The organism is Gephyromycinifex aptenodytis, from assembly GCF_012277275.1.
In the GTDB taxonomy this organism is placed as follows: domain Bacteria; phylum Actinomycetota; class Actinomycetes; order Actinomycetales; family Dermatophilaceae; genus Gephyromycinifex; species Gephyromycinifex aptenodytis.
The window spans coordinates 643,636-667,690 of the sequence record NZ_CP051155.1; the positions used below are offsets into that span (position 1 = coordinate 643,636).

At 67.2% G+C, this 24,055-nt stretch carries 19 protein-coding genes and 2 tRNA genes; 7 read left to right on the forward strand and 14 right to left on the reverse strand.

Annotation, left to right across the window (positions count from 1 at the left end):
• Positions 1 to 95 precede the first annotated feature (95 nt).
• The 4 genes from eccCa (at position 96) to G9V96_RS15365 (ending at position 6,499) form a co-directional block, all read left to right on the forward strand.
• Entirely contained in the window at positions 96 to 3,827 is a 3,732-nt protein-coding gene (eccCa, locus tag G9V96_RS02760) for a type VII secretion protein EccCa (protein WP_168581671.1), read from the forward strand.
• A gap of 413 nt (positions 3,828 to 4,240) precedes the next feature.
• Entirely contained in the window at positions 4,241 to 5,638 is a 1,398-nt protein-coding gene (locus G9V96_RS02765) for a glycoside hydrolase family 26 protein (protein ID WP_168581672.1), read from the forward strand.
• Positions 5,639 to 5,864: 226 nt separating this feature from the next.
• Complete coding sequence (locus tag G9V96_RS15360; protein WP_168581673.1) at positions 5,865 to 6,347, forward strand: alpha/beta fold hydrolase; 483 nt, start codon at positions 5,865 to 5,867, stop codon at positions 6,345 to 6,347.
• Positions 6,320 to 6,499, forward strand: coding sequence for an alpha/beta fold hydrolase (locus G9V96_RS15365; protein WP_168581674.1), 180 nt, complete (start codon positions 6,320 to 6,322; stop codon positions 6,497 to 6,499). Before G9V96_RS15360 ends, G9V96_RS15365 begins: the two co-directional genes overlap by 28 nt.
• Here G9V96_RS15365 and G9V96_RS02780 read toward each other — a convergent pair.
• The 6 genes from G9V96_RS02780 to G9V96_RS02805 form a co-directional block, all read right to left on the reverse strand.
• Positions 6,481 to 7,755 (reverse strand): site-specific DNA-methyltransferase, encoded by a 1,275-nt coding sequence (locus G9V96_RS02780; RefSeq protein ID WP_168581675.1) that lies wholly within the window; start codon positions 7,753 to 7,755, stop codon positions 6,481 to 6,483. The two genes, G9V96_RS15365 and G9V96_RS02780, sit on opposite strands and share 19 nt — an antisense overlap.
• Before the next feature lie 24 nt (positions 7,756 to 7,779).
• A tRNA-Ile gene (locus tag G9V96_RS02785) sits at positions 7,780 to 7,853 on the reverse strand.
• A gap of 248 nt (positions 7,854 to 8,101) precedes the next feature.
• Positions 8,102 to 8,174: transfer RNA gene (locus G9V96_RS02790), tRNA-Asn, on the reverse strand.
• Positions 8,175 to 8,211: 37 nt separating this feature from the next.
• Complete coding sequence (locus tag G9V96_RS02795; RefSeq protein ID WP_168581676.1) at positions 8,212 to 8,751, reverse strand: hypothetical protein; 540 nt, start codon at positions 8,749 to 8,751, stop codon at positions 8,212 to 8,214.
• The gene (dnaG, locus tag G9V96_RS02800; protein ID WP_168581677.1) at positions 8,748 to 10,625 is read right to left on the reverse strand and encodes a DNA primase; all 1,878 of its coding nucleotides are present in this window, start codon (positions 10,623 to 10,625) and stop codon (positions 8,748 to 8,750) included. Before dnaG ends, G9V96_RS02795 begins: the two co-directional genes overlap by 4 nt.
• 91 nt (positions 10,626 to 10,716) lie before the next feature.
• Complete coding sequence (locus G9V96_RS02805; RefSeq protein ID WP_226913399.1) at positions 10,717 to 11,949, reverse strand: deoxyguanosinetriphosphate triphosphohydrolase; 1,233 nt, start codon at positions 11,947 to 11,949, stop codon at positions 10,717 to 10,719.
• A 103-nt stretch (positions 11,950 to 12,052) separates the two neighbouring features.
• Between G9V96_RS02805 and G9V96_RS02810 the strand changes: the two genes are divergently transcribed.
• Positions 12,053 to 12,928: a sulfurtransferase gene (locus G9V96_RS02810; RefSeq protein WP_168581679.1), complete on the forward strand. Its 876-nt coding sequence runs from the start codon at positions 12,053 to 12,055 to the stop codon at positions 12,926 to 12,928.
• 179 nt (positions 12,929 to 13,107) lie between these two features.
• Here G9V96_RS02810 and dusB read toward each other — a convergent pair whose 3' ends face one another.
• Complete coding sequence (dusB, locus tag G9V96_RS02815; protein WP_168581680.1) at positions 13,108 to 14,280, reverse strand: tRNA dihydrouridine synthase DusB; 1,173 nt, start codon at positions 14,278 to 14,280, stop codon at positions 13,108 to 13,110.
• Between the two features lie 33 nt (positions 14,281 to 14,313).
• Here dusB and G9V96_RS02820 point away from each other — a divergent pair, with 33 nt between their 5' ends.
• Positions 14,314 to 14,583 carry a hypothetical protein gene (locus G9V96_RS02820; protein ID WP_168581681.1) on the forward strand — a complete coding sequence of 90 codons (270 nt, stop codon included), beginning with the start codon at positions 14,314 to 14,316 and terminating at the stop codon, positions 14,581 to 14,583.
• Positions 14,584 to 14,680: 97 nt separating this feature from the next.
• Here G9V96_RS02820 and argG read toward each other — a convergent pair whose 3' ends face one another.
• From argG to G9V96_RS02840, 4 genes are all read right to left on the reverse strand, one after another.
• Positions 14,681 to 16,126 carry an argininosuccinate synthase gene (argG, locus tag G9V96_RS02825; RefSeq protein ID WP_168581682.1) on the reverse strand — a complete coding sequence of 482 codons (1,446 nt, stop codon included), beginning with the start codon at positions 16,124 to 16,126 and terminating at the stop codon, positions 14,681 to 14,683.
• A gap of 211 nt (positions 16,127 to 16,337) precedes the next feature.
• Entirely contained in the window at positions 16,338 to 17,177 is an 840-nt protein-coding gene (locus G9V96_RS02830) for an isoprenyl transferase (protein ID WP_168581683.1), read from the reverse strand.
• An 80-nt stretch (positions 17,178 to 17,257) separates the two neighbouring features.
• Entirely contained in the window at positions 17,258 to 17,986 is a 729-nt protein-coding gene (gene recO, locus G9V96_RS02835; protein ID WP_168581684.1) for a DNA repair protein RecO, read from the reverse strand.
• A gap of 94 nt (positions 17,987 to 18,080) precedes the next feature.
• A complete protein-coding gene (locus G9V96_RS02840) occupies positions 18,081 to 18,770 on the reverse strand; it encodes a hypothetical protein (RefSeq protein ID WP_168581685.1) in 690 nt (229 codons plus the stop codon).
• 130 nt (positions 18,771 to 18,900) lie between these two features.
• On the opposite strand from G9V96_RS02840, the gene G9V96_RS02845 reads away from it, so the two are divergent.
• A complete protein-coding gene (locus tag G9V96_RS02845) occupies positions 18,901 to 19,551 on the forward strand; it encodes an alpha-ketoglutarate-dependent dioxygenase AlkB (RefSeq protein ID WP_168581686.1) in 651 nt (216 codons plus the stop codon).
• Between the two features lie 72 nt (positions 19,552 to 19,623).
• Here the strand turns inward: G9V96_RS02845 and leuA are convergent, their stop codons facing one another.
• The 3 genes from leuA to G9V96_RS02860 all read right to left on the reverse strand — a co-directional run bounded on the left by leuA (position 19,624) and on the right by G9V96_RS02860 (position 24,045).
• Positions 19,624 to 21,417 (reverse strand): 2-isopropylmalate synthase, encoded by a 1,794-nt coding sequence (gene leuA, locus G9V96_RS02850; RefSeq protein ID WP_168581687.1) that lies wholly within the window; start codon positions 21,415 to 21,417, stop codon positions 19,624 to 19,626.
• A 262-nt stretch (positions 21,418 to 21,679) separates the two neighbouring features.
• On the reverse strand, positions 21,680 to 22,603 hold the full coding sequence (gene era / locus G9V96_RS02855) for a GTPase Era (RefSeq protein WP_168581688.1): 924 nt from the start codon (positions 22,601 to 22,603) through the stop codon (positions 21,680 to 21,682).
• Positions 22,600 to 24,045, reverse strand: a complete 1,446-nt coding sequence (locus G9V96_RS02860) for a hemolysin family protein (protein ID WP_319643823.1) — start codon at positions 24,043 to 24,045, stop codon at positions 22,600 to 22,602. The genes era and G9V96_RS02860 overlap by 4 nt, the downstream gene beginning before the upstream one ends.
• Between the last annotated feature and the right edge of the window lie 10 nt (positions 24,046 to 24,055).

The following is a 24,055-nucleotide window of genomic DNA, read 5'->3' on the forward strand; positions in this document are numbered from 1 at the left end:
CCGTACTACGGTCTGCTGACCTGCATCGATGCCCACACACAGCGGTTGGGGATGTCGTCTCCCCCCACCGCGTTAGAAACTTCCGGAGCCCACCCATGGAAACGGTCGTGCACCGCCAGCCGCGTCGCGCACCGGAGAAGGCGCCACCGCGCGATCTGGTTCTCGCGGCACCTCCGACGCAGGCTTCCACCGGACCCGGTGCTTTGTTGCCGACCCTGTTGCCCGCCCTGGGCGGCATGGGAATGTTGCTCTTCATGGTGGCGGGTCGACGGCCGCTGTTCATCATGGCCGGACTCGTCATGGTCCTGGTCACCGTGGGAGGTGCCATCGCGATGGCGCTCTCCTCCCGCACGGGCGCTCGTAAACAGCAGCGCGAGGGACGAACCCGCTACCTGGAGTACTTGGAAGGGGTGCGTGATGAACTGCGCACTGCCGGGGCTGCGCACCGGCAACGGGAAAACCTCATTCATCCGGCGCCTAGCGACCTACTCACGTTCGCCTGCTCAAGCAGGTTGTACGAACGGCGCCGAGAGGACCCCGACAGCGGATGGGTGCGGATCGGGGTGGGAGCCCTACCCCACCCCATCACCCTGCGGTGGTCGAGCCCACCCAACCCGTTGACCCCCCTGGACCCGACCTGTCGGCGCGCCGCTGTGGCCCTGGCCCACGAGCAAGGGGCACTTGCCGATCAGCCGATCTGTCTACCGTGCAACGGCACCCGATCCATCGTCGTCATCGGGCGAGACCGTCAAGAGGTGCTTGGGGTAGCGCGTTCGATCGTGATGGGGTTGGCAGCCCTGCACTCTCCCGAAGATCTGCGGCTGGCGGTGTGCTCCCCAGACCCGGAGCTGGACTTTGCGCGCTGGCTGCCGCATGCCCGTGCCGGTGGGAACCTCCTTGTCGCCTCTCAGGCGTCGGCCTTGACCACGCTGCTGGGCGAGCACGCCGGAAGCATCGCCGGTTTTCACCTCGTCGTCCTCGCCGACGAATGGGGATCCGCAGACCCGTCCCTCGCCGCCCCCGGCGTCGTCGTGCATCTCCTGCACCCAGGAGGCCGCCAGCCCGAGAAGGTGGACGTGCGCGTCGAAGTCGAGGCCGGACGGGCCCGAATGTGGGTCGGCGCGCAGTCATGTGACTTCAGGATCGACCAACCCTCGGCGCAGGAGGCCGAGGCCCTGGCCAGGTCACTGGCCGGCCGGGTACGCACCCGGGAGGTGCCCGCCCACGGCGCAACCCGCGATTCCCATGATGTGCGCGACCTGCTGGCCTGGTCCCCGGACACGCACTGGCGACCGCGTGATTGCCCAGCCGCCCAGAAATCGCTACTGCGAGCCGCCGTCGGCATCTCCGACGACGGGCGCAGCCTCATCCTCGACCTCAAGGACGCGGCCCGCGACGGCATGGGGCCGCATGGGCTCATCGTGGGTGCCACCGGTTCTGGAAAGTCGGAGTTGCTCCGCACGCTGGTGCTGTCTCTGGCCTGCAGTCACAGCCCGCAAGAGCTGTCCTTCGTGTTGGTGGACTACAAGGGCGGGGCGACCTTCGCCGGGCTGGAACGGCTGCCGCACACCGCGGGCTCCATCACCAACCTGGCGCTGGATGTGGATCTCGTCGCAAGAATGCGTGATTCGCTGCTGGGTGAGGTGCGCCGGCGCCAACAGGTTCTGGCTGAGAACGGGCACCACCCGGACATCTTCGCCTATGCCCAGGCCCGCCGCGCTGACCCAGAGTTGCCACCCCTGCCGCTGCTACTCGTCATCATCGACGAGTTCGCCGAACTGCTCACCGCCGAGCCGGAGTTCCTGGAGACGTTCCAGGGCATCGGCCGGATCGGTCGTTCCATCGGCATCCACCTGCTGTTGGCCTCCCAACGCCTCGACGACGGCCGGCTGCGCGGCCTGGAACCGCATCTGTCGTTCCGGATCGCGTTGCGCACCTTCACCACCGAGGAGTCCCGGGCGGTGCTGGGCGGGCCGCAGGCCGGGCTGCTCCCGAGCCGTCCCGGGCTGGGCTACCTGCGAGTCGCCTCCGGCGAGCTGGTTCGATTCCTCGCCGATTACGTCTCAGCCCCCGTCCAAGACGGCCCCCGCACCGGCGTCCATCGCCGCATCGAGGTGCTCAACCCCGGTCGTCAAACCCGGCAGCACAGCGGTGACCGGCATCGGGAAGTACCGCCGGCTGCCCCACCCACGCCCTCGATGCTGGACTTGTTGGTCTCGCGCATGGCTCAGGCGGCTCAGCCGGTGAATCAGATCTGGCTGCCGCCACTGCCGGCGCGTCTCTGCCTGGCCGACCTCGACGCGGCGTTCCCGGCGCCGGTCGGCGCGCTACCGGCCCGGATCGGCCTGGTAGATCTGCCGGGACAGCAGCAGCAGGAACCGTTGGATCTGGACATCGCCCAGACCCAACTCGCTGTTCTCGGCGGTCCCCGTTCCGGGCGCTCCAGTGCGCTGCGCGCTGTGGCGATGGAGGTGGCGCGTCGTAACTCCCCCCGGCGCGTGGTCATGCACGCCCTGGACCTGGACGGCGAAGGGCTGCGACCCTTGGCGGGGTTGCCGCATGTGGGCACCGTGGCCAGGCGAGCCAACCCGGACCTGGTCACCCGGGTGATCCACGAACTCACCGAGATTCTGCGTCAGCGTGAAGCTTTCGGGGTACCGGCTGTGTCCGAAACCAGCTTCGACGCCCGCGGTGAGGTGCGCACCGCACACGCCCCACACATCCTGCTGCTCCTGGATGGCTACGCGACCCTGCGCCAGGACCATGAGGACCTGCATGACCGGTTCGTGGAACTGCTCACCCGCGGGGTGCCCTACGGCATCCATGTGGTCCTCAGCGCAGCACGCTGGCACGACCTGCGCCCGGCGTTGCAGGTGAGCATCGCTTCCCGCCTGGAACTGCCGTTGGTGGACCCGCTGGACTCGGTCCTGGACCGCAAACTATCGGCCCGGCTACGCCCGGATCGCCATCCCGGGCGTGCCGTGGCCGGTCCGGGCCGCCTGGCTCAACTCGCGTTGCCGAGCACCCTGCCGGTTTCCTCGGCCAGCGTGCTGCCGCAATTGGAGGCGGCGAGTGTGGCCGAGTTAGCCGCCCAGCACTCGTGCGCGGCCAGCGCGATCCGGCTACTGCCCCGGCTGGTGCTGTTCGAGGAGCTTGAAGGGGGCCAGACACCCGCTCCAGGGCGGATCGTCATCGGCCTTGCCGGGGACACCCTGGCCCCGGTCGAACTCGACCTGAGCGGCAACGATCCGCATCTGCTGCTCATCGGCGACGACGGCAGCGGCCGAACAAGCTTCTTGGGCAACCTGGCGACCCGGCTGCGCACCCAGGACACGCTGGGTGAGGTGGTCTTCGCCCTGATCGACCCGCGTGGCGGGCTGCGTGCGGCGTTGCCCGCCGAAGCGATCGCGGCCTACGCCACTGACTCCACCGGCGCGCAGAACATGGCGAATTCGCTGGCGCTGGAGCTAGCCGACCGGCTGAAGCACGCACGCAACTCGCCAGCCATTGTCTGCCTGGCCGATGACGTCGAGCTTGTCCTGAACTCCGGGGCGCCGGCTTTGCAACCACTTCTGAGCTATCTGCCGCGCGCCCGGGAACTCGGTTTCCACCTCATTCTGGCGCGGCACGGCGGCGGCGCCTCCCGCGCCCTCTTCGATCCGGTGTTGAGCCGCATCAAGGAGTTGGGGTGCCCCGGCCTGCTGCTGTCCGGGGACGCCGAAGAGGGGCCGTTGTGGCCTCGGGCCACCCTGGCTCCGCGTCCGCCGGGTCGCGCGCTGTTGGTTCGCCGCGGCGGGAGTCCGCGTGTCATCCAACTCGGTCGCTGAACCCCCAACAGTGACGACACCACCGCGCTTATCCACAGTGCTGGCGGATGCGCCCGGGCCCCACTACGAGCGGCCCTAACGTGGCCGCGTCGCAGCAGACCAGGAGAGAAGCCATGCCGCCCGTCCCCCCGTGCACCCATCCGCAGCGGATCACGTGCCCTCGCCGCGCATTCAGCTCCTCGCGCTCCCTGCGGATCGGCTGCGCGCTGGTCGTGGCCGTTGTAGCCACCCCGCTCACCGGGCAGGTCTCATGTGCCGAGGGCACTCCCGCACCGCCTGCCAGCAGGTCGACGTCCTGGCCGATTCCGACGTCGCCGGCCGCCGCGCCCCCGGCGGCCCAGAACCTACCGGCAGAGCCGGAGTCGGCCTTATCTGCCCCAGGGCAGTGCGGGCCTACACCAGCTCCGCCGACCGTGACGGCGTGGCCGCCGCCGGTCGGGGCGCAACCGCCCGCTGACCACGGCAGCGCGGCAGCGGTCGGCTCGGAGAAGCAGCCTCGGGCCAGCGCAGTCCTGCAGGTGCCGCCGGAGGGGATGACCCTGGTGCTGCGCGGGCTGGCGAGTGTGGCCGCCGGCGGCTTGCCGGTGTTGCCTTCGGCGGTACCGACATTTTCCGGTGGCGCGAAAACCGGCGCCGGAAACGCCGTTGCGGGTGCGCCCGCGCCGGCGGTGGGCTCTGCTGGAGTCATGTCTTCGCAGAACGCCTCCGGACTTCCCTGGCGCTCGGGCGTCTTCGGGCACTCGTTGGAGCGCACCGAACGCTTCCAGCAGGTGATGCAACGCAAGGTCGACGTCATCGGGGTGGCACCCTCGCGGGGGTCCTGGGCCAGCATCATGGACGGCTGGTGGCTGGAGCGGGCCCCTGAAGGGTTCGTCGGGACGCTCGATGTGGCGGTCCCGTTGTGGCAGGAGGACGGCGACCTGGCCAGCGCCGCAGCCGGTGAGGATGAGCAGCATTGGGAGGAACTCGGGCGGGTGCTGCACGAGCGCTACCCGGGCAGTACCGTGCGGATCGGGTGGGAGTTCAATCTCGCTGCCTGGTCTCATCACGCTGATGAAGCCAACGTCGAGCAGTGGAAGAGCGCCTTCCGGCACGCCTCGATTGCATTGAAACGGGGCGGGCCCAGTCTGTTGGTGACGTGGAACCCCAACAAAGGGCGGGGCGATTCACTGCCCGAGGCCACCCTTGCCTGGCCCGGAGACGATGTCGTGGACATCGTCGGGCTAGATGCCTACGACTGGTGGCCGGCCTACTCCGAGAGCACCTGGCCGCAGCACCGCGATAGCGATCAAGGCTGGGCGTTCTGGGTGAACTTCGCGCGATCCCGCGGCAAGGCGTTCGCGGTTCCCGAATGGGGCGTCGCGCCGGGTAACGATCACGGTGGTGGGGACAACCCCTACTACGTGCAGACCGTCGTGGACTATCTGGCGGGCGAGCACCGCAAGGACGGGATTGTGCACTCGGTGCTCTACTTCGATGAGCCCGAGTCCTACATCGCCAACAGCATGGCCGAGGGACAGGTGCCCCAGTCAGCAGCGGCCTACCGGGAGGCGCTGAACCACCTTGCCGCACCAGGCGCTGGCGCCGAGCCGGGCGAACCGGGCCGGGGTGGCACCCAGCAGGGTGCTGACGCCCAAGGTGGATCTGGGCAAGGCGCCGAGCGACAAGGCGGCACCCAGCAGCGTGCCAGCCAGCCGGATGCCGACAAGCAAGGCCGACCCTGGCCAGACCAAGATGCCGCATCCGAAGCTGGACCCGGCCACGAATGGTCAGCGCCTCACGGACAAGAACACGGTCCGGTTCCGGGATAGTCGCGGCAACGGCAAGGACGACACCGGCCGATGGTGTTCTCCTGCGAAGCACACAGGCGCCGGGCGACCCACAGCTCGCACAGGTAATCGAGGGCGCTCAGCAAACAGCTAGGACCCTGCACCGCCTCTGTTCCAGGCGCGGCCGGACGTGTCCGGCGCGGGAAGAACTGACACCCGCCGGGTGCAGCCGAGCGGGCTCCACCCGCCGTGTCGTAGCCTCGGGGTCATGGTCGACTCGGTTGTTTTCCTCCACGGTCTTGGAGGTTCTCCGCTTTCGTGGGAGGCACAAACTGCTGCGCTGCCCGCGAACCTGCAGGCCAACGCCCCCTGGCTGCACGGGCTGCGACCGGGTCGTTCCGGGCAGAACGAGACGTTCACCTTGGAGGCTGCGGCCCGCCAAGTAGCCACCACCGTGGAATTCGACCAAGGCGGTCACGCCGCACTGGTCGGTCATTCGTTAGGGGCCCTGGTCGCGCTGCGCTGCGCGCTGGATCGCCCTGAGCTGGTCGACCGGCTGGTTCTGCTGGGAGCTACGGCTGATCCCCCGCGCAGCGCCATGTGGTTACAGAGTCTGCTCATCCGGCTGCTGCCCAAGACCGGCTCGGCGGGCTGGACAAAGAACGCCTACGCGCTGCCGTCGAGGAAGCCGGACGCGCAGGCCTGCAGGAGCACCTCGGGGATGTGCTGGCCCCCACCTTGGTGTTGGTAGGTAGCAAGGACCGGGCCAACCTGGCCGCTGGACGTGCCTTGGCCGAAGGTATCCCCGGCGCCCGGTACGAGGTGGTTCCCGAAGCCGGGCCACTGCTGATGCGCGACCAGCCCGAGACTGTGAATCGCCTCCTCTACGACTTCCTCGCCTGAGCCGTCACGGCGTATTCGAAGAGCGCCTTGTTGGAGTTGCGTTTGCGGATGACACAACACTGCACATCCTGGTAGTCCAGCGCCTGCAGCATCGCCGCAAACCAGCGCTGTGCCGGGACCTCGTGATCGTAGAAGGTCGAGTTGCCGATGATGTAGCAAACCCGGCCCTGCGGGCGCAGGACTCGCTCCAGCCCGGTGAAGTGCGCCCACATGTCGTGGTGGTACTTGCGCACATAGGTGGCCAGGACCGGCCCGCTGCGCCCACCGTCAGCAGCGATTCGAGCGCACACCTGGTCCAGTTCCGCCTCGACGGGAGTGCTGCCCTGCGCCTGCCAGGAGGTCAACCTGCTGGTGGCCACTCCCCAAGTGCCGCCGATCGCTTCCCAGTCCAGGGCACCGGCGTCGCTGGGTGCATCCAGGTAGCCCAACCAGTACATGTACGGACGCAACTCACGGATGTAGGACATTCGGTTGACGTAAGGCGGGGAGGTCAGCACCAGGTCTGCCGGCTCCAGGTCGCTGGGCACCTCTCGGGAATCCCCCGCCCGGATGATGGCCGAGCCCGGCAGCGGTTCGGCGGCGCTGCTGATAAGTGTCTCCAGCTCAGTGGTGAAGAGCTCCAGAACAGCGTCGAACTCCCACTGCTGCGCGTCGCGAAAGGACATGCTCTGGTGGTTGAAGGCAGCGTTGCTGCAGGTGATGAGGGTGCGGCAGAGCCCCAGCCGCAGCAAGGCGATCTCAGCGGGTTCAACAGCCTTCTCGAATTCGGCGGCTTCAGCGCGGGCGTGATGGGGCGCGCCCCCGGCACCAGCTGCGGCGGATCGCGCTTCGATAGCCGCCCGCAGCAGCCCGAGAGCCCGTAGCGCCTGCGGACTCCACCACTTCTCGATCCGGTGCAGGGCCGGAAGCCACGGAGCCTGATCTGTCGCGGCTCGCGCTGCGGCGATGACGGCCGCGCATGCCGACTGCGTGGCGGTCAACTGCGCCGGGGAGTAGTCGCGGGTCTTGGTACGCCCGAGCCAGATGAGAAAGGGGTTGAGGTCGATGCTCTGTCCCCGGTGTCCCAGCTCGGCTGCTGCCAACGGTGTCGTGCCGGTTCCGGAGAAGGGGTCTGTGACCACCGATCCTGCCGGGAGTCCAGCCAGGCGTTCGCGGACCAGACGCACCCCGTAGGCCGGCGTCAGTCGCAGCCACCCGTGACGCCCGACACCCACGTTGGCCCGGTAGGTCAGGTCCTGCCGCCGCGCCGGGGCCACGTGGGTCTCCGCTCGTTCTCTCGGTGGGGCGGGCGGGGCTCGAACCCGCGACCCTCAGATTATGAGTCTGGTGCACTGACCGGCTGTGCTACCGCCCCTGGAACGGCCATGGTAGCCGAGGTCGAGCCGCACCCCGACTGCGGCTCTCGTCCATCGCCCTGCGTCGCGCGCGCTGCGCCTCGGCAGGATGCACAGTCGGCGGCTCGGACGCCCGGCCCCGGCCAGCGCGGGCACCCGAGCAGGGCCTACTCCCGGTAGAAACCCGCAGAGGAGCGGCAGCTGGCCTGACCTAGCCGCGACCGGGTACGACGAAGGGCCCGACTTTCGTCGGGCCCTTCGTTGGATGCTCCCCCGGTTGGACTCGAACCAACAACCCTCCGGTTAACAGCCGAATGCTCTGCCAGTTGAGCTACAGGGGAATGGCAACGAGGAAACGATAGCAAAGAACCTCCCAGGTCACGAAACCGGCCCGGTAGAACCCAGATCCAAGTCGACAAGCTCAGCCAACGAACGCAGCACAGACTGCCCCGCGGCCATCGCCTCGGAGTCCCCGCGCCGAACCCCACGGCTCCAGATCAGCTGCGGAACGAGCTCATCGGTGCATAAGTCTTTGCGGATGGCGGCTTTGCCCAACTGGCGTGTCGGGCCCTGGATGGGGGCGTCGATGATGAGGCTGGCCTGCACTCGGTCGTGGAAGACCTCGGCGAAGCGAACCCCGCTCCCTTCCGGGAAGGTCCACTGGGCAGCCCGGGAACCATCGACCCAGGTCACCGAGATGGTGGCGGTGAGGCTGTCCCAACTCCCGGCGTCCACCTCCAGCCAGCGCCGCCGAGCGAGCTCTCCCCGCTCGGGGTGCAGCAGGATCAGCTCATGCAGGGTCGCCACGACCACGCATCCCCCGGCTTCCAACTGGCGAGCCAGCACGCGGTCTTTCGGGCCCAGTTCTACCGGCACCTCGGGCCCTGAATCTTGCTGTCGTCGCAACCACTTGATCATTCGAGACGCTCCCTGAGTGCCACACGTTGTCGCTGTAAGTCATAGAGCCGCAGTGCTATTTCGTGCGCGGCCTGCGGATCGTCATGCTCGGCACGCTGTAGCGCACTGGCGGCGTCGGCGATCCGCTCCTGCAACGGGCCCTCCAGGATGCGCACGTACAAGTCCTGGACGTAGCGCGACTCCGGCATCCCGTTCTCGTCCAGACGCGCTTTGATCGGCGCCATCAGCAGGTCGCTGACCAGAGCGTCCACCGGTTGCGGACAGCCTGCGTTGACCGCATCCACCCAGCTCATCGGGTTCTGCGCCGCCCCGTCCTGCAGGGCGGCCAGCACGCCGGAGAACACCGCCCGATGTGCCGGTGCACGGAAAGCCAAGGCGTCGACCTGGGCGATCTCCTCGGCCGAGAAGGCGCTCGGGTACTGCAGTAGCACCTGCAAGAACTGGTGGGCCAACTCCACCATCGGGTCCGAACGGTCGGGCCGGGCCAGCAGGGTCGATCCCTCCGAGGCCTCCACCGGCTCCGGTTTGAGCCTGGCCGGGCGCTTCTGAGCGCCACGGGCCACCTCACCGGCGAGCTGCTCCACTTCGACACCGATCCAACCGGCAACGGTTCGGGTGTACTCCGGACGAAGTGCCCGATCGCGGATCCCGGCGATGATGGGGGCAACGGCACGCATCCCCTGCACCCGCCCCTCGGCGGTGTCCAGCGCGAATCGGGCCAGGGTGGTCCGAACCGCGAACTCGAACATCGGGACCGCGTCGTCAACGAGAGCGCGCACCGCGTCGTCGCCACTTTGCTGACGCAGTTCGCACGGGTCCATGCCGGAACCGGCCACGGCCACGTAGCACTGCGAGGCCCACTTCTGGTCCAGGTCGAAGGCCTTCATCGCCGCCTTCTGTCCTGCCGCGTCACCATCGAAGGTGAAGATCGTGCGGGCTGGCGCAGCCGAATCGTCATCGCGCAGGATCCTGCGCAGCATCGCGACATGGTCTGGCCCGAACGCAGTCCCGCAGGTAGCTACGGCACCCTCGACACCGGCCAGATGGCACGCCATGACGTCGGTGTAGCCCTCGACCACGATGGCGCGTCGGGTGGAGGCGATGGGTTTCTTGGCCAGGTCCAAGCCGTAGAGCAGGGAGGTCTTCTTGTAGATCGGGGTTTCCGCGGTGTTCAGGTACTTCGCGGCGATGCGGTCTTCGTCGAAGAGGCGGCGGGCACCGAATCCCACGGTGTCGCCGGTGATGTCGCGGATCGGCCAGACCAGGCGCCCGCGGAAGCGGTCGTAGAGCCCGCGCGAGCCGCGCCCGACCAGCCCGGCCAACACGATCTCGTCCGCGGCGAATCCTTTGTCGCTCAGGTGCCGCACCAGGTCCTCCCCGCCGCGGGGGGCATACCCGACCCCGAAGTGCGCTGCGGCGGCGCTGTCGAACCCTCGAGCTCGTAGGAAGTCACGGCCGGCGCGTGCGTCCGGCGCCCGTAGCAGCGCCTCGTGATAGAACTCCTCGGCGACCCGATGTGCCTCCACGAGGCGGCCCCGTCGCCCGTGATGTTCGCGTGGGCCGCCGCCCTCTTCGTAGCGCAGCGGGACCCCGCAGCCGGCGGCCAGCCGCTCCACGGCCTCCACGAAGGTGAGGTGATCGACCTTCTGCACGAAGCTGATGACGTCGCCGCCCTCATTGCAGCCGAAGCAGTGCCAATGACCGACCGAGGGGCGGATAGTGAAGGACGGGGTCTTCTCGTCGTGGAAGGGGCACAACCCTTTCAAACGGCCCGCCCCGGCGCGCGTCAGCGTGACATGTTCGCCCACGACGGCTTCGATCGATGCTTTCTCTTTGACGAGCGTGACGTCCTCGTCCTTGATTCGACCGGCCACGCCACCTCCTTGGTCACCCCGAGTCTAGGTGGCACAGTCCATCGTGTCGGGCCGGTACCCACCTGTATCCACGCGCGAGCGCGGCTGAGCTTTAACGCCACCACGTGTCGTACAAGGACAGTGCCCGCAGATCCGACAGTGAGGCAACCTGGTCGACGATGACCCGCCGGGCTTCGGCCTGGCTGCGGGCTTGCGCCAGATCTGCCCGATGCACCGGGTCGAGCCGCTCGGGCACCTCGCTGAAAGCTTCAAGCAGCCCGGTGATGACGGCATGTTCGTTCTCTCGCACCGACATCCGTGCTGGGGAGAGCATGACGAAGTGCGCCGCGAGCGCTTTGAGAACGGCAACTTCGGTGCGGGCTTGCTCGGGAACGACCAGGTCGGCGTTGTGTCGGATGAGGGGGCCGGGTCCGTGCACGGCGCGCGTCGCCTTTTCTGAGGCGAGCACGAACCGGCCGATCAACCGGCTGGTCATATCCTTCAGTGCTGCCTGCCCGGCGCGGCTGCCGTCATAACCCTGGGCCATCTGCCCGGAACGCAGTAGACGGTCCACGGCGGCTTCCAACATCGCGTCCTCGGCCTGCGGCACGTACCAGCGTCGGGCGGTGTCGAAAACGGGCACCAGATCGACCGGCGAGGTCAGCACCCGCAGGTCCAACTCGCCGGAAGCGACCGCATCCTCCACGTCGTGCACGGAGTAGGCGATGTCGTCCGACCAGTCCATGACCTGGGCCTCGATGCATCGGCGCGCAGTGGTGACTCCGTCCCGCAACCAGGTGAAGACCTCCAGGTCGTCCTCGTAGACCCCGAACTTGGCGCTACCCTGCGGCGCTTGCGCTGCCGGCCAGGGGTACTTGGTGGCTGCATCGAGGCTGGCCCTGGTGAGGTTCAACCCCGCCGAACGCCCGTCGGGGTGGAAGCGTTTGGCCTCCAATCTGGTCAGCAGGCGCAGTGTCTGCGCGTTGCCTTCGAAGCCCCCGATGTCGGCACAGGCAAGTGCCAGCGCCGACTCGCCGTTGTGACCGAAGGGCGGATGTCCCAGGTCGTGTGAGAGACAGGCGGTGTCCACCAGGTCGGCGTCACAGCCCAGGGCCGCGCCGAACTCCCGCCCGATCTGGGCCACCTCGAGGGAGTGGGTGAGTCGGTTACGCGCGAAGTCGCCGCTGTCGGGCCGCACGACCTGGGTCTTGGCCGCCAGCCGCCGCAAGCCGGAGCAGTGCAGAACCCGGGCGCGATCACGGGCGAAGTCGTGCCGGTCGGTGCGCTTCTGGGCAGGATCCTCCCCTACCCAACGCGCCCGATCATGTATCGAATACCCCTCCACGTATGCACTGTAGAGTCCGGGGCGCCCCGCACGCGAGGCATGCGTTCCTCCTCGCCGGGGACGGCTGCGGCAGGACACCACCAACCTCACGTATGGTCGAGCCATGCCAGAGCGTCCCGCCCTCATTTCCCCTCGTGAACTCTATGAGCTCATGCGTCGAGGCGCAGGCGATACACCGCTCCTGCTGGACGTGCGCTGGGCGTTGGGCGCCGACGACGGATACGACGCCTACCTGCAAGGACATCTGCCCGGAGCGGTCTTCGTCGACCTCGAACGCGACCTGTCCGGAGAGCTCGCCGAGGACGGAACAGGCGGGCGGCACCCGATGCCGACGGTGGACGACTTCGAGATCGACATGGCTGAATGCGGCGTCGATAACGACCGGCCCGTGGTCTGTTATGACGATTCAGGTTCGTTGGCAGCAGCCCGTTGCTGGTGGCTACTGCGCCATTTCGGCAAATACGACGTGCAGGTCCTGGATGGCGGTCTGCAGCAGTGGCGCGCGCAGCGGCTGCCTATCGAGTCAGGGCTGCGGTTGACCGAAGAGGGCGACTTCTCGGTCCGACGCGGCCACAGCCAGGTCCTGCAGGCTGAACAGGCGACGATGTTCGCCGAGCAGGGTCTGCTGTTGGATTGCCGCCCCGCAGACCGGTTCCGCGGCGAGAACGAAATCATCGACCCAATCGCCGGGCACATCCCCGGCGCGGTCAGCATGCCGGCGCGCACCCTCACTGACGAGTTCGGCAGGTTCCTGCCCACGGAGGAGTTGCGCGCGAAACTGATGGCCGTCGGGGTTGACGGGGAACGTCCGGTAGCCACCTACTGCGGCTCGGGAGTGCAGGCCTCCCATGTCGCGCTGGCGATCTCGGTGGCAGGCCTGGGCGAGGTCGTCCCGATCTACATCGGTTCCTGGAGCGACTGGATCACCGACCCCTCGCGGCCCATCGCGATCGGCTACTCGGTGCCTCCCAACGCCTGATGGCCCGGTAGACACCGGGCGCCACGCTGCCGAAGCGGTAGCGCGGCAACCCCCTCGAACCCGGGCCGGCTGCCTGAGCGCGTCGTGCAGGTGCGCGCAGGCCCCGCAGGATTGCTTCGTTCGGATGGCGCAGCCCGCAGTCGCGCTCAGCAGGCCGATGCCGGGCGACAGGGCCGCAGCTAACCGCCGGAGACCGACAGTTCTGCGGTGGCCACCGATGCGGCGGCGCGTTCGTCGAGCTCTTGGGAGTCCAACCACCCTTCGGGCAGGGCAACCTGGCGCGCAGATCCGGCCCGGCCGCGGGGACCTTCGGCCGGTTCCCCCGGCCAGGCCACGTCGGGGTCCAGATCGGCGACGAGGTCATCCAGGTCGGACAGGCCCTCCACCAGCGCCAGGCGGTTGCGTAGCTGACCCCCGGCGGGGAAACCCTTCAGGTACCAGGCGATGTGTTTGCGGATGTCGCGGCAGGCGCGCTGTTCGTCACCGTCGTAGAAGTCGACGAGGTACACCGCATGCCGCCGCAGGGCCGCGCCCACCTCTCCCAGATTGGGCCGGACGCGTTGCTGCGATCCGGCCAGCACCGCCGCCAGGTCAGCGAACAGCCACGGCCGCCCCAGGCAGCCTCGACCGACGACGACACCGTCGCAGCCGGTCTGCTCCATCATGGCCACCGCGTCGTCAGCCGACCAGATGTCGCCGTTGCCTAGCACCGGCAGGTCTGCGAGCTCTTCCTTCAAGCGCGCGATTGCACTCCAGTCGGCTGTTCCGGAATAGGACTGGGCGGCCGTGCGGCCGTGCAAGGCGACCGCAGCAACCCCGGCGCTCTTGGCTATTCGCCCCGCCTGCAGATAGGTGAGGTGATCGGCGTCGATCCCCATGCGCATCTTGACCGTCACCGGGATCTGCCGACGGGCGGCCTCCTGCACTGCGCCGGTGACGATATCGGTGAACAGTTGTTTCTTCCACGGCAGAGCCGCTCCCCCACCCTTGCGGGTCACCTTGGGGACAGGGCATCCGAAGTTGAGGTCGATGTGGTCAGCACGGTCCTCATCGACGACCATCCGTACCGCCGCCCGGATCGTGGCCGGATCGACCCCGTAGAGCTGGATGCTGCGCGGGGACTCGTCGGGGTCGAAGGTGATCAGTCGCATGGATTCCGGCGTGCGTTCCACCAGCGCCCGCGAAGTGATCATCTCGCTCACGTACAGGCAGTCCCCGCCCCCCGCTCCAGTGCCGTATTCGCGGCACAACCGGCGGAAGGCACGGTTGGTGATGCCAGCCATCGGCGCCAACACCACAGGGGTGGGCACGGTGAGCGGGCCGAGTTGCAGAGCAGGGCGAGATGTCGTCATGGTGCAGCCATTCTCGCAGTTAGGGTGGGCGTCGTGACCGACGCCTCTTCCCGTGACATTCTGCTCAACCGGCTGCTGCGCATCCCCACCCCGGTGATGGCAGGTGTGCTCCTCGTGCTCATCTTTGTCGGGCTGATGCTCGCCGGGCCCGTCGGCGCGGTTTTGCTCGGGCTCGCGTTGCTCACGCTGTCGGTGATGCTGGCCCTGGTATGGCCCGCGATCCCGACGACCGAACGCATGCTGCGTCTGGCCGTGATCCTGCTCCTGCTGGCGATTTCCGTCGTCCGCCTGGGCGGACTCTGAACCGAGCACCATCTTTGCGCGCCCGTAGCGCGCACTGACGCCCGCAGGCCCAAAGGCCTGCGGGCGTCTGGCTTCCCCCGAATCGAGCAGGTCCGGCTCAGTCGTTCCCGGATTCCATTGCGGCCCAGTCGAGGGCTTCTTCGTCATCGCCGACCGGCTTGACGCGCGCGGCGATCGCTGCGGCACCACCTGGTTTCAGTTCCCCGACCAGGTGGGTACTGGCCATGCCGAGTTGGCGAGCCCCGGCCCCGGCGCCAAGCATCCCCATGCTCACGTACTGCTCGAGACGGCTGCGGGAATCGGCGATGTCGAGGTTGCGCATCGTTAGTTGGCCGATCCGGTCGGTGGGACCGAATGCCGCGTCGTCGTTGCGTTCCATCGACAGTTTGTCGGGGTGGTAGCTGAAGTTCTCGCCCTGAGTATCCATGATCGAGTAGTCATCGCCGCGGCGAAGCTTGAGCGTGACGGTGCCCGTGACGGAGGTGCTCACCCAACGCTGCAGCGACTCACGCACCATCAGGGCCTGCGGGTCCAGCCAGCGACCCTCATATAGCAGGCGTCCGAGGCGGCGACCCTCGGTGTGGTAGTTGGCCAGGGTGTCCTCGTTGTGGACGGCGTTGATCAACCGCTCGTAGCACAGGAAGAGCAGCATCATGCCCGGCGCCTCATAGATGCCGCGACTCTTGGCCTCGATGACCCGGTTCTCGATCTGGTCGGCCATGCCGAGGCCGTGCCGCCCACCGATGGTGTTGGCCTCCATGACCAGAGCCACCGGGTCCTCGTAGCGAATCCCGTTGATCGCAACGGGGCGCCCGAACTCGAAGCTGACGCTGACTTCCTCAGGCTGGATCTCCACCTCTGGGTCCCAGAAGCGAACGCCCATGATCGGGTCGACGAGTTCGATGCCGGCGTCCAGGTGCTCCAAGGCCTTGGCCTCGTGGGTGGCGCCCCAGATGTTGGCGTCGGTGGAGTAGGCCTTCTCTTTGCTGTCCCGGTAGGGCAGATTGCGTTCGGAGAGCCACTGGCTCATTTCGGCGCGTCCACCAAGCTGGCGGACGAAGTCTTCATCCAGCCACGGCTTGTAGATCCGCAGTTGGGGGTTGGTGAGCAGGCCGTAGCGGTAGAACCGCTCAATGTCGTTGCCCTTGAAGGTGGAGCCGTCGCCCCAGATCTGGACGTCGTCATCCATCATGGCCCGGATGAGCAGGGTGCCGGTGACGGCCCGACCAAGCGGGGTGGTGTTGAAATAGGTCTTGCCGCCCGAGCGCAGGTGGAACGCGCCACAGGCAAGCGCGACGAAGCCCTCCTCGACCAGCGCAGCTCGACAGTCGACCAGACGTGCTTCCTGCGCACCGTACTCTTTTGCACGCACGGGCACGGAGCCGATGTCGGGCTCGTCATACTGACCGATGTCAGCGGTGTAGGTGTAGGGGATAGCGCCGTTCTCGCGCATCCACGCGACAGCCACAGAGGTGTCGAGACCGCCGGAGAAGGCAATCCCGACCTTTTCGCCGGAGGGGAGCTTCGTCATGACCTTTGACATGTTCCGCACTCTATGCAGAGCACTGCATGATTATGCAGCGCGTCTCGTAATTCGGACACCGCGGTAGGCGCCGCAATGTGTCAACCGGGCGGCAAGGACTCGTCATAGTGGGTGGAGAACGCCGAGTTCGCCGTGGTGCGTCATGCGATGAACGTCACCGATTCGGTGCTGAGCCAGTCACCCCACGGGCGCACCGGGCAGCCTCATCCGGCTACGAGCCGCAGGGCTGGGGTCCATCCGGGCGTGCGGGTGCCGGCCTTGCGGGGCTCCTGGCACCGGCTTCAGTCGCCGCGTCGACGGCGCCGCCGTAGCGCCGGTCGCGTCGGGCGTAGATCTCCAAGGCTTCCCACAGGTGGCGGCGGTCGAAATCGGGCCACAGCGTGTCGAGGAAAACCATCTCGGCGTAGGCGCTCTGCCACAGCAGAAAGTTGCTGGTGCGCTGCTCCCCCGAACTGCGAATGAACAGGTCGACATCCGGCATATCCGGCTCGGGAAGGTGCCGGGTAACTGTCCGCTCGTCGATCGAGGATGCCTTCAGCCGTCCGGCTGCCACCAGTTCGGCGATCTCGCGGGTGGCATCGGCGATCTCAGCTCTGCCGCCGTAGTTGACGCAGAAGTACAAGGTCATCGTGGAGTTGCCCGCAGTCATCTCCTGAGCGGTCTCCAATTCTTTGATGACGGAACGCCACAGGCGCGGGCGCCGCCCCACCCAACGCATCCGCACCCCCCACTCGTTGAGTTGGTCGCGGCGTCGGCGAATGACATCTCGGTTGAACCCCATCAAGAAGCGCACCTCATCCGGGGAGCGCTTCCAGTTCTCGGTCGAGAAGGCGTAGGCGGACAGGTGGGTGACCCCGGCCTCGATGGCACCGGCAACCACATCCAGCAGCGAGGACTCCCCTGCTTCATGTCCCTTGGTCCGGGGCAGGCCGCGCTCGTTGGCCCAGCGGCCGTTGCCGTCCATGACGATGGCCACATGTTTGGGCATCACCTGCTGCGGGATCTGCGGCGGACGAGCCCCACTGGGGTGTGGGAACGGAGACGTCGGCACGGGTTTCCTCTCTGCGAGCTGTCGGCAATGCTGTGCTCAGTATGGCCGGTGCGCCTACGAGCAGGCTGGGGCGGCGCAGATCAACTACGCTCCACCAGCCGAAGCGATCGGACACCACGCTCCAGGTGCCATTGCAAGAAGGCCGTCACCAGTCCGCTGCCTTCGCGACGGTGTTGGGACAGGCTGGCATCCGCAGTTGCCCAGTCGCCCTCCAGCAGCGCGCCCAACAGTTCCAGCGTGGCCAGTGCCGGCGCTACCGAACCAGGGGTGCGACAGGAAGGGCACACGCTTCCCCCGGCGGCCACGTTGAAGGCGCGGTGCGGCCCCGGATCACCGCAGCGGGCACAGTCGGTGAAACTCGGCGCCCATCCCGCTACCGACAAGGCACGCAGCAGGTAGGCGTCCAGCACCAGCCCGGGTTCGTGTTCGCCGCCAGCCAAAGTCGCCAGCCCCCCCGCCAAGAGGTTGAACTGCGCCATTGCCGGGTCCTGGTTCTCGGTGAGTCGCTCAGCCGTCTCCAGCATCGCGGTGGCCGCAGTCCAGGAGACGTAGTCCCGGGATATCCGCTCCCCGTAGGGCGCCAGAACCTCTACCTGGGTGACCGTGTCCAGGCTGCGCCCCTCATACAACTGCGCGTCGATGACCATGCCGGGTTCCAGGCGCGCCCCGAACCGGCTCTTGGTTCGCCGTACCCCTTTGCCGACCGCGCGCACCAGGCCTCGCCGCCGAGTGAGCAGGGTGACGATACGGTCGGCCTCTCCGAGTTTTTGAGTGCGCAGCACAATGGCAGCGTCGCGATAGAGAGGCACCTACCCATTCTGCCCCCGCGACGGGGCACCCGTCCTCATCGGGGCGCTTTCACCTCGGGCAGCAGCACCGACGCACTCGGGCGGCCCACGGCGTTCATCCGGCTGCTAGAACTTCCGCGCCAACGATGTGCACACGGAACCCCCCGTCCTGAACCTGGACACTCTCTAGCGCCATTCCTTGCGGCAAGCCGGGTACGGGTTGGCGAATCGTCAGTGTTCGGCGCGCCAATTCACCCAGCACCGCATCGAAGAAACCGCTGCCGTCCACGTGTATCTGGACCGGCCGCACGACCAGGAGCCCATCTTCGGCGGTCACCACCCCGACCGCTTCGATGGGCAGATGGCGCCCCAGCACCACGATGTCGGCGCTGGCGCGGACCCGATTGCTCTCAGCGGCCCGGAGTTTTACTCCGTTGCCGATCTGGTTCTCCACCGTGGCGAAGGGGACAGTGGCGTCCAGGCCCACCTTGCGCCCTTGCACCCCCTGCTCGGTGCTCCCCGCACCGCCGGCGACGACGCGCACATCGAGCAGGTCCCCCTTGGCCGTCCGCACTCGATCCGCGGTGAGATCCAAACCGTGGGCCCACACATCGTCACCGCTGAGCGGGCCCGGAGCGGAATTGGCAGACGCGCTGTGACCCGGAACCGTCGGCCCACCGGCGACATGCGCACCCGGCCCGGTAGGCGCCTTCCACCAGATGACGGCAACGAAAAGGGCGCACGCGAACACCAACGCCAGCGTGATCGCCCCGACGATGGCCAAGACTCGCGTGATGAGCGGCACCTGCCAAGTCTCACATCCGCGCACGGCCGACGCAGTGCACACCCCCGCCACCTTCCACGCGGGGAAACCGGACCGCAGCATTCCACACGCCCTGATCGATGTTGTCGGTGGACCCAGGTAGGCTGGACACATGTTCGATTCCCAGCACGGCCTGCAGGGATCTCTTCTCGAGGACGTAGATGCTGACGGGCTGTCGAGCCTGGCCCCACACCGCCACTATCTCGCGGACGGAGCCTGGGTGGATATTCAACCGGGTTGGGTGGGTGGGGCTGACGAATTGTTCTTCCACCTGCGTGACCACGTCGATTGGCAGGCCGAACGACGGTGGATGTATGACCGTGAGGTTGCCACCCCCAGACTGTTGCGCTTCTACGAGAGCTACGAACCCCTGCCGCACCCGTTGTTGAGCACCTGCAAAGCAGAATTGTCACAGTGGTATCACCCGGAGTTGGGTGAGCCGTTCACCACCGCGGGGATGTGTCTGTATCGCGATGGACGCGACAGTGTCGCCTGGCATGGCGACCGGATCGGCCGCTCACGTGAGCACGACACGATGGTGGCCATCCTCTCCCTGGGGGCGCCTCGCCCGCTGTTGCTGCGCCCCGCCAGCCAGGCCGCCCGCGCCGCTGGCACCGGCACTCTCACGTTCGCGCTCGGCCATGGGGACCTACTGGTGATGGGCGGCAGCGCCCAGCGCACCTGGGAACACGCCGTCCCCAAGGTGGCGGGCGCGACCGGCCCGCGGATCAGCGTTCAGTTCCGCCCGCACGACGTGCGCTAGCAGCACAACGGCCGGGCCCGATGCGCAGCGAACACGCACCGAACCCGGCCGTCAGAACACCATCACTCCAGCTCAGGGACCGCCCCCGGGGCGGCTGATGCTTACAGCCGACTCCTCAGCCGGACGGTCGCGCTCGGCGCGGTTGACCGCGGAGAGGATGGCCGACATCGAGGCCCGCACGATGGAGTTGTCCAGGCCGACCCCCCACAGCACCCGATCGCCGATGGCGCACTCGACGTAGGCAGCCGCTCGGGCGTCCCCACCGGAACTCAGTGCGTGTTCGGTGTAGTCCAAGACCCGCACGTCGATACCGATCTGGGAAAGCGCGTTGATGAAGGCTGCGATCGGGCCGTTGCCGGTACCGTCCAGCTGCACTTCACGGCCCTGGTCGGTCACCGTGGCGATGACCCGGTCCCGGCCCTGAGCATCGGATTCGCTGCGAACCCGCACCGGGGCGAACCGGCCCCAGGCCTTCTCTCCTTCGCCACTGCCGGCGAGGTATTCGTCGCTGAACACCTCCCACAGCATGGCCGCGCTCATCTCCCCACCTTCGCTGTCGGTGCGCTGCTGGACCACCCCCGACAGCTCGATCTGCAACCGGCGCGGCAAGTCCATCTGGTATTCGTTGCGCATCAGGTAGGCGACCCCGCCCTTGCCGGACTGGCTGTTCACACGCACGACCGCTTCGTAGCTGCGACCGACGTCATGCGGGTCGATCGGCAGGTACGGAACACCCCAGACGAGGTCGTTGATCTCCTTACCGGATTCCTTGCACTGGCGCTCCATGTCTTCGAAGCCCTTCTTGATCGCGTCCTGGTGCGATCCGGAGAAGGCGGTGAAGACGAGGTCGCCGCCGTAGGGGTGACGCTCGTGCACCGGCAACTGGTTGCAGTGCTCCACCGTGCGGCGGACGTGGTCGATGTCGGAGAAGTCGATCTGGGGGTCCACGCCCTGGCTGAACATGTTCAAGCCCAAGGTCACCAGGCAGACGTTGCCGGTGCGCTCGCCGTTTCCGAACAGGCAGCCTTCGATGCGGTCGGCCCCGGCCAGGTAGCCCAGCTCGGCCGCAGCGACCCCGGTGCCGCGGTCATTGTGCGGGTGCAGCGAGACGATCATCGAGTCGCGCCGGGTCAGGTGGCGACACATCCATTCGATCGAGTCGGCGTACACGTTGGGCGTGGCCATCTCCACGGTGGCGGGCAGGTTGACGATCATCGGGTTCTCCGGGGTGGGGTCGAAGACCTCAGCCACCTCGTTGACGACCCGTACCGCGAACTCCAGCTCTGTTCCGGTGAAGGACTCCGGGGAGTACTCGTAGGTGATCTTGGTGTCCGGGATCGTCTCTTCCAGCTTTTTGCACAGCCGGGCACCCTGCAAGGCGATGTCGACGATGCCGTCCTCGCTCTTGCCGAAGACCACGCGCCGCTGCAGCACCGAGGTCGAGTTGTACAGGTGCACGATCGCCTGTTTGGCCCCCGAGATCGCGTCATAGGTGCGCTCGACGAGGTGGTCGCGGGCCTGGGTCAGTACCTGGATCGTCACATCGTCAGGGATGTGCCCGTCCTCGATGAGCAACCGGCAGAAGTCGAAGTCGGTCTGGCTCGCGCTCGGAAACCCGATCTCGATCTCCTTGTACCCCATCTGCACCAGCAGTTGGAACATGCGCAGCTTGCGCTCGGGGTTCATCGGGTCGATGAGTGCCTGGTTCCCGTCCCGCAGATCGACCGCGCACCACCGCGGCGCCTTCGTGATCGTCTTCTCCGGCCAGGTGCGATCAGGAAGGTCGATGGTGATTTGGTCCTGGAACGGCACGTACTTGCCGATCGGCATGCCGCTGTTCTGCTGGGTGGGTGTTGCGTAGCTCATGGGGTTTGCCTCACGTCGTCGCTGAGCGTGCTGGTAGTCCAGGCCTGGGCAGCACTCCGCGGCGAGGGTGGCCTGTTAGCAGGCCTCGCCGCGGCAGCGAAGGAGGAGGCGGCACGCGGAGCGCGACTTACCCAGAGCGGACACATTTCTCACCGTAGCGGCCTCGCTCGCCGGTACGCCACAACGACTCGCCCGCTGTCCACATCATGGACAACGGTCTCACCGCGGCCCGATCACGCAGAGGTCCTGCTGGGCAAAGGCTTCAGAATCCGAGCCGGCGCAATTGCTTGGGGTCGCGCTGCCAGTCTTTGGCCACTTTGACGTGCAGGTCCAGGTAGACGCGGTGTCCGAGCAGCGCCTCGATCCCGGTGCGAGCGTTCGTTCCCACTTCCCGGAGCCGGGCACCCCCACGACCGATGATGATCCCCTTCTGGCTTTCCCGTTCCACGAACACATTGACCCGAATGTCGTGCAGCGGATCGTTATCGGCGCGCCCCTCGCGCGGGGTGATCTCCTCGACCACAACGGCCAAGCTGTGCGGCAACTCATCGCGCACCCCCTCCAGGGCGGCTTCGCGCACCAACTCGGCGATCATCACGTCGTCGGGCTCATCGGTGGTCACCCCATCGGGGTAGAGCTGCGGCGACTGGGGCAGGAATCGCAACATCTCGGTGTAGACGATGTCGACTTGATCGCCTTGGGTTGCCGAGCAGGGCACGATCGAATCCCACTCGCCGAGTTTGTCAATGGCGATGAGGTGTTCGGCCAGACGCTGCTTGTCCACCAGGTCACTCTTGGTGGCGATGGCGATCACGGGGCGACGCCGCATCCTGCGCAGTTCTGCCAGTTCGGCGGCGATGAAACTGTCGCCGGGGCCGATGCGCTGGTCGGCAGGAAGGCAGAAACCGATCACGTCGACCTCGAGGAGAGTCTCGCGCACCAAATCGTTCAGGCGCTCCCCCAACAGGGTCCGCGGCTTATGCAGACCGGGAGTGTCCACCAGGATCAGTTGAGCGTCTTCCTCGGTGCGGATGCCGCGGATGGTGTGGCGAGTGGTCTGGGGCTTGCTGGAGGTGATGGCCACCTTTTCACCGACCAAGGCATTCGTCAGCGTCGACTTACCCGCGTTGGGTCGTCCGATGAGGCAAGCGAACCCAGCGCGATACGGCGTTTCTGGCATGTTCATCGGGGCTCCTCAGCCAGGTGGGCGCCGCCAGGGCGCGGTGCGGTGCTGGAGTACGCCGGTGGCGCCTCTGCGATGGCCTCGTCCGGGGATTCGCTCGCGGAATGGTCCGCGGCCGTCACGAGCACGCCCTCAGGTTCGCGTGTGGATGACCCCTCGCGGGAGTGTTCGGCGTCCGGGGCGGGGGTGACCACGATGCTCGCGAGTCGGTGGCGGCGCCCCGCCATCCGGTCGGCCCGCAGTTGCAAGCCCTCGATCACGGCCGTCGCGCCCAGGATGGGGACCCGGCCCAGGACCTTGGAGAAGAGCCCGCCGATGGTATCGACGTCGTCCTCCTCGATCTCGATGTTGAAAAGATCAGCGAAGTCATCGACGTGCATGGAGGCCGGAACGCGCAATCCGCCCTCCGGCAGTTCCTCGACCCCGGGAGTCTCGTGGTCGTACTCATCGGCGATTTCACCGACGATTTCCTCGATGATGTCCTCGATCGTCACCAACCCGGCGGTGCCGCCGTACTCATCCACGACGATGGCCATGTGGTTCTGGTCGGCCTGCATCTCCCGCAGCAAGGTGTCGACCGGCTTGCTGTCCGGCACGAAGGGGACGGGCCGCATGATGCGCTCGACGGTGAGACGGGCCGCGTGCGGGTCGTCGTGATTACGTTGCGCGACATCCTTGAAGTACAGCAACCCCACCGGGTCATCGGCGTCCTCCCCCAGCACCGGCAACCGCGAGAACCCGGTACGCAGGAAAAGCGACATCGCTTGGCGCAGAGTCTTGTGGCGCTCGATGGCGATCATGTCCGGTCGAGGCACCATCACCTCACGCGTCACGGTGTCGCCCAGCTCGAAGACCGAGTGGATCATCTGCCGCTCTTCGGCTTCGATCACCAAGGTGTCGCCGGCCAGGTCCACCAGTTCCCGAAGCTCAGCCTCGGAGGCGAACGGGCCGTCTCGGTATCCCTTACCCGGGGTCACCGCGTTGCCGATGAGCACCAGCAGCCGCGCCAGCGGGCCAAGGAAGCGCCGCAGCCACACCACGATGGGGGCCGCGAACAGTCCGATTGCTTCGGCGTGCTGGCGCCCCAAGGTCCGGGGGCTCACCCCGACGATAGTGAACGAGGCCACGACCATGATGCCGATGGCGGCGAAGACAGGCGGCCAAACTCCGGACAGCAGGCGTGCCATCGCGACGGTGGCCAGTACGGCCGCGGTGGATTCCGCCACGACCCGCAGGAACGTGGTCACCGAAAGATAGCCGGCGACGTCAGCGAGCACCGTCGCCAGCGCTTTACCGCCGCGACGGCCCTGTTCCACGTGCTCCACGGTGGCCGAGCTCGGAATGCGCTGCAGGGCAGCCTCGGTGGCAGCCAGCAGGAAGGCGATGACGAGGCAGGCGACGAACCCGGCCACCATCTCGATGCTCATGACACCCGTTTCAGCCACGACGCTTGTT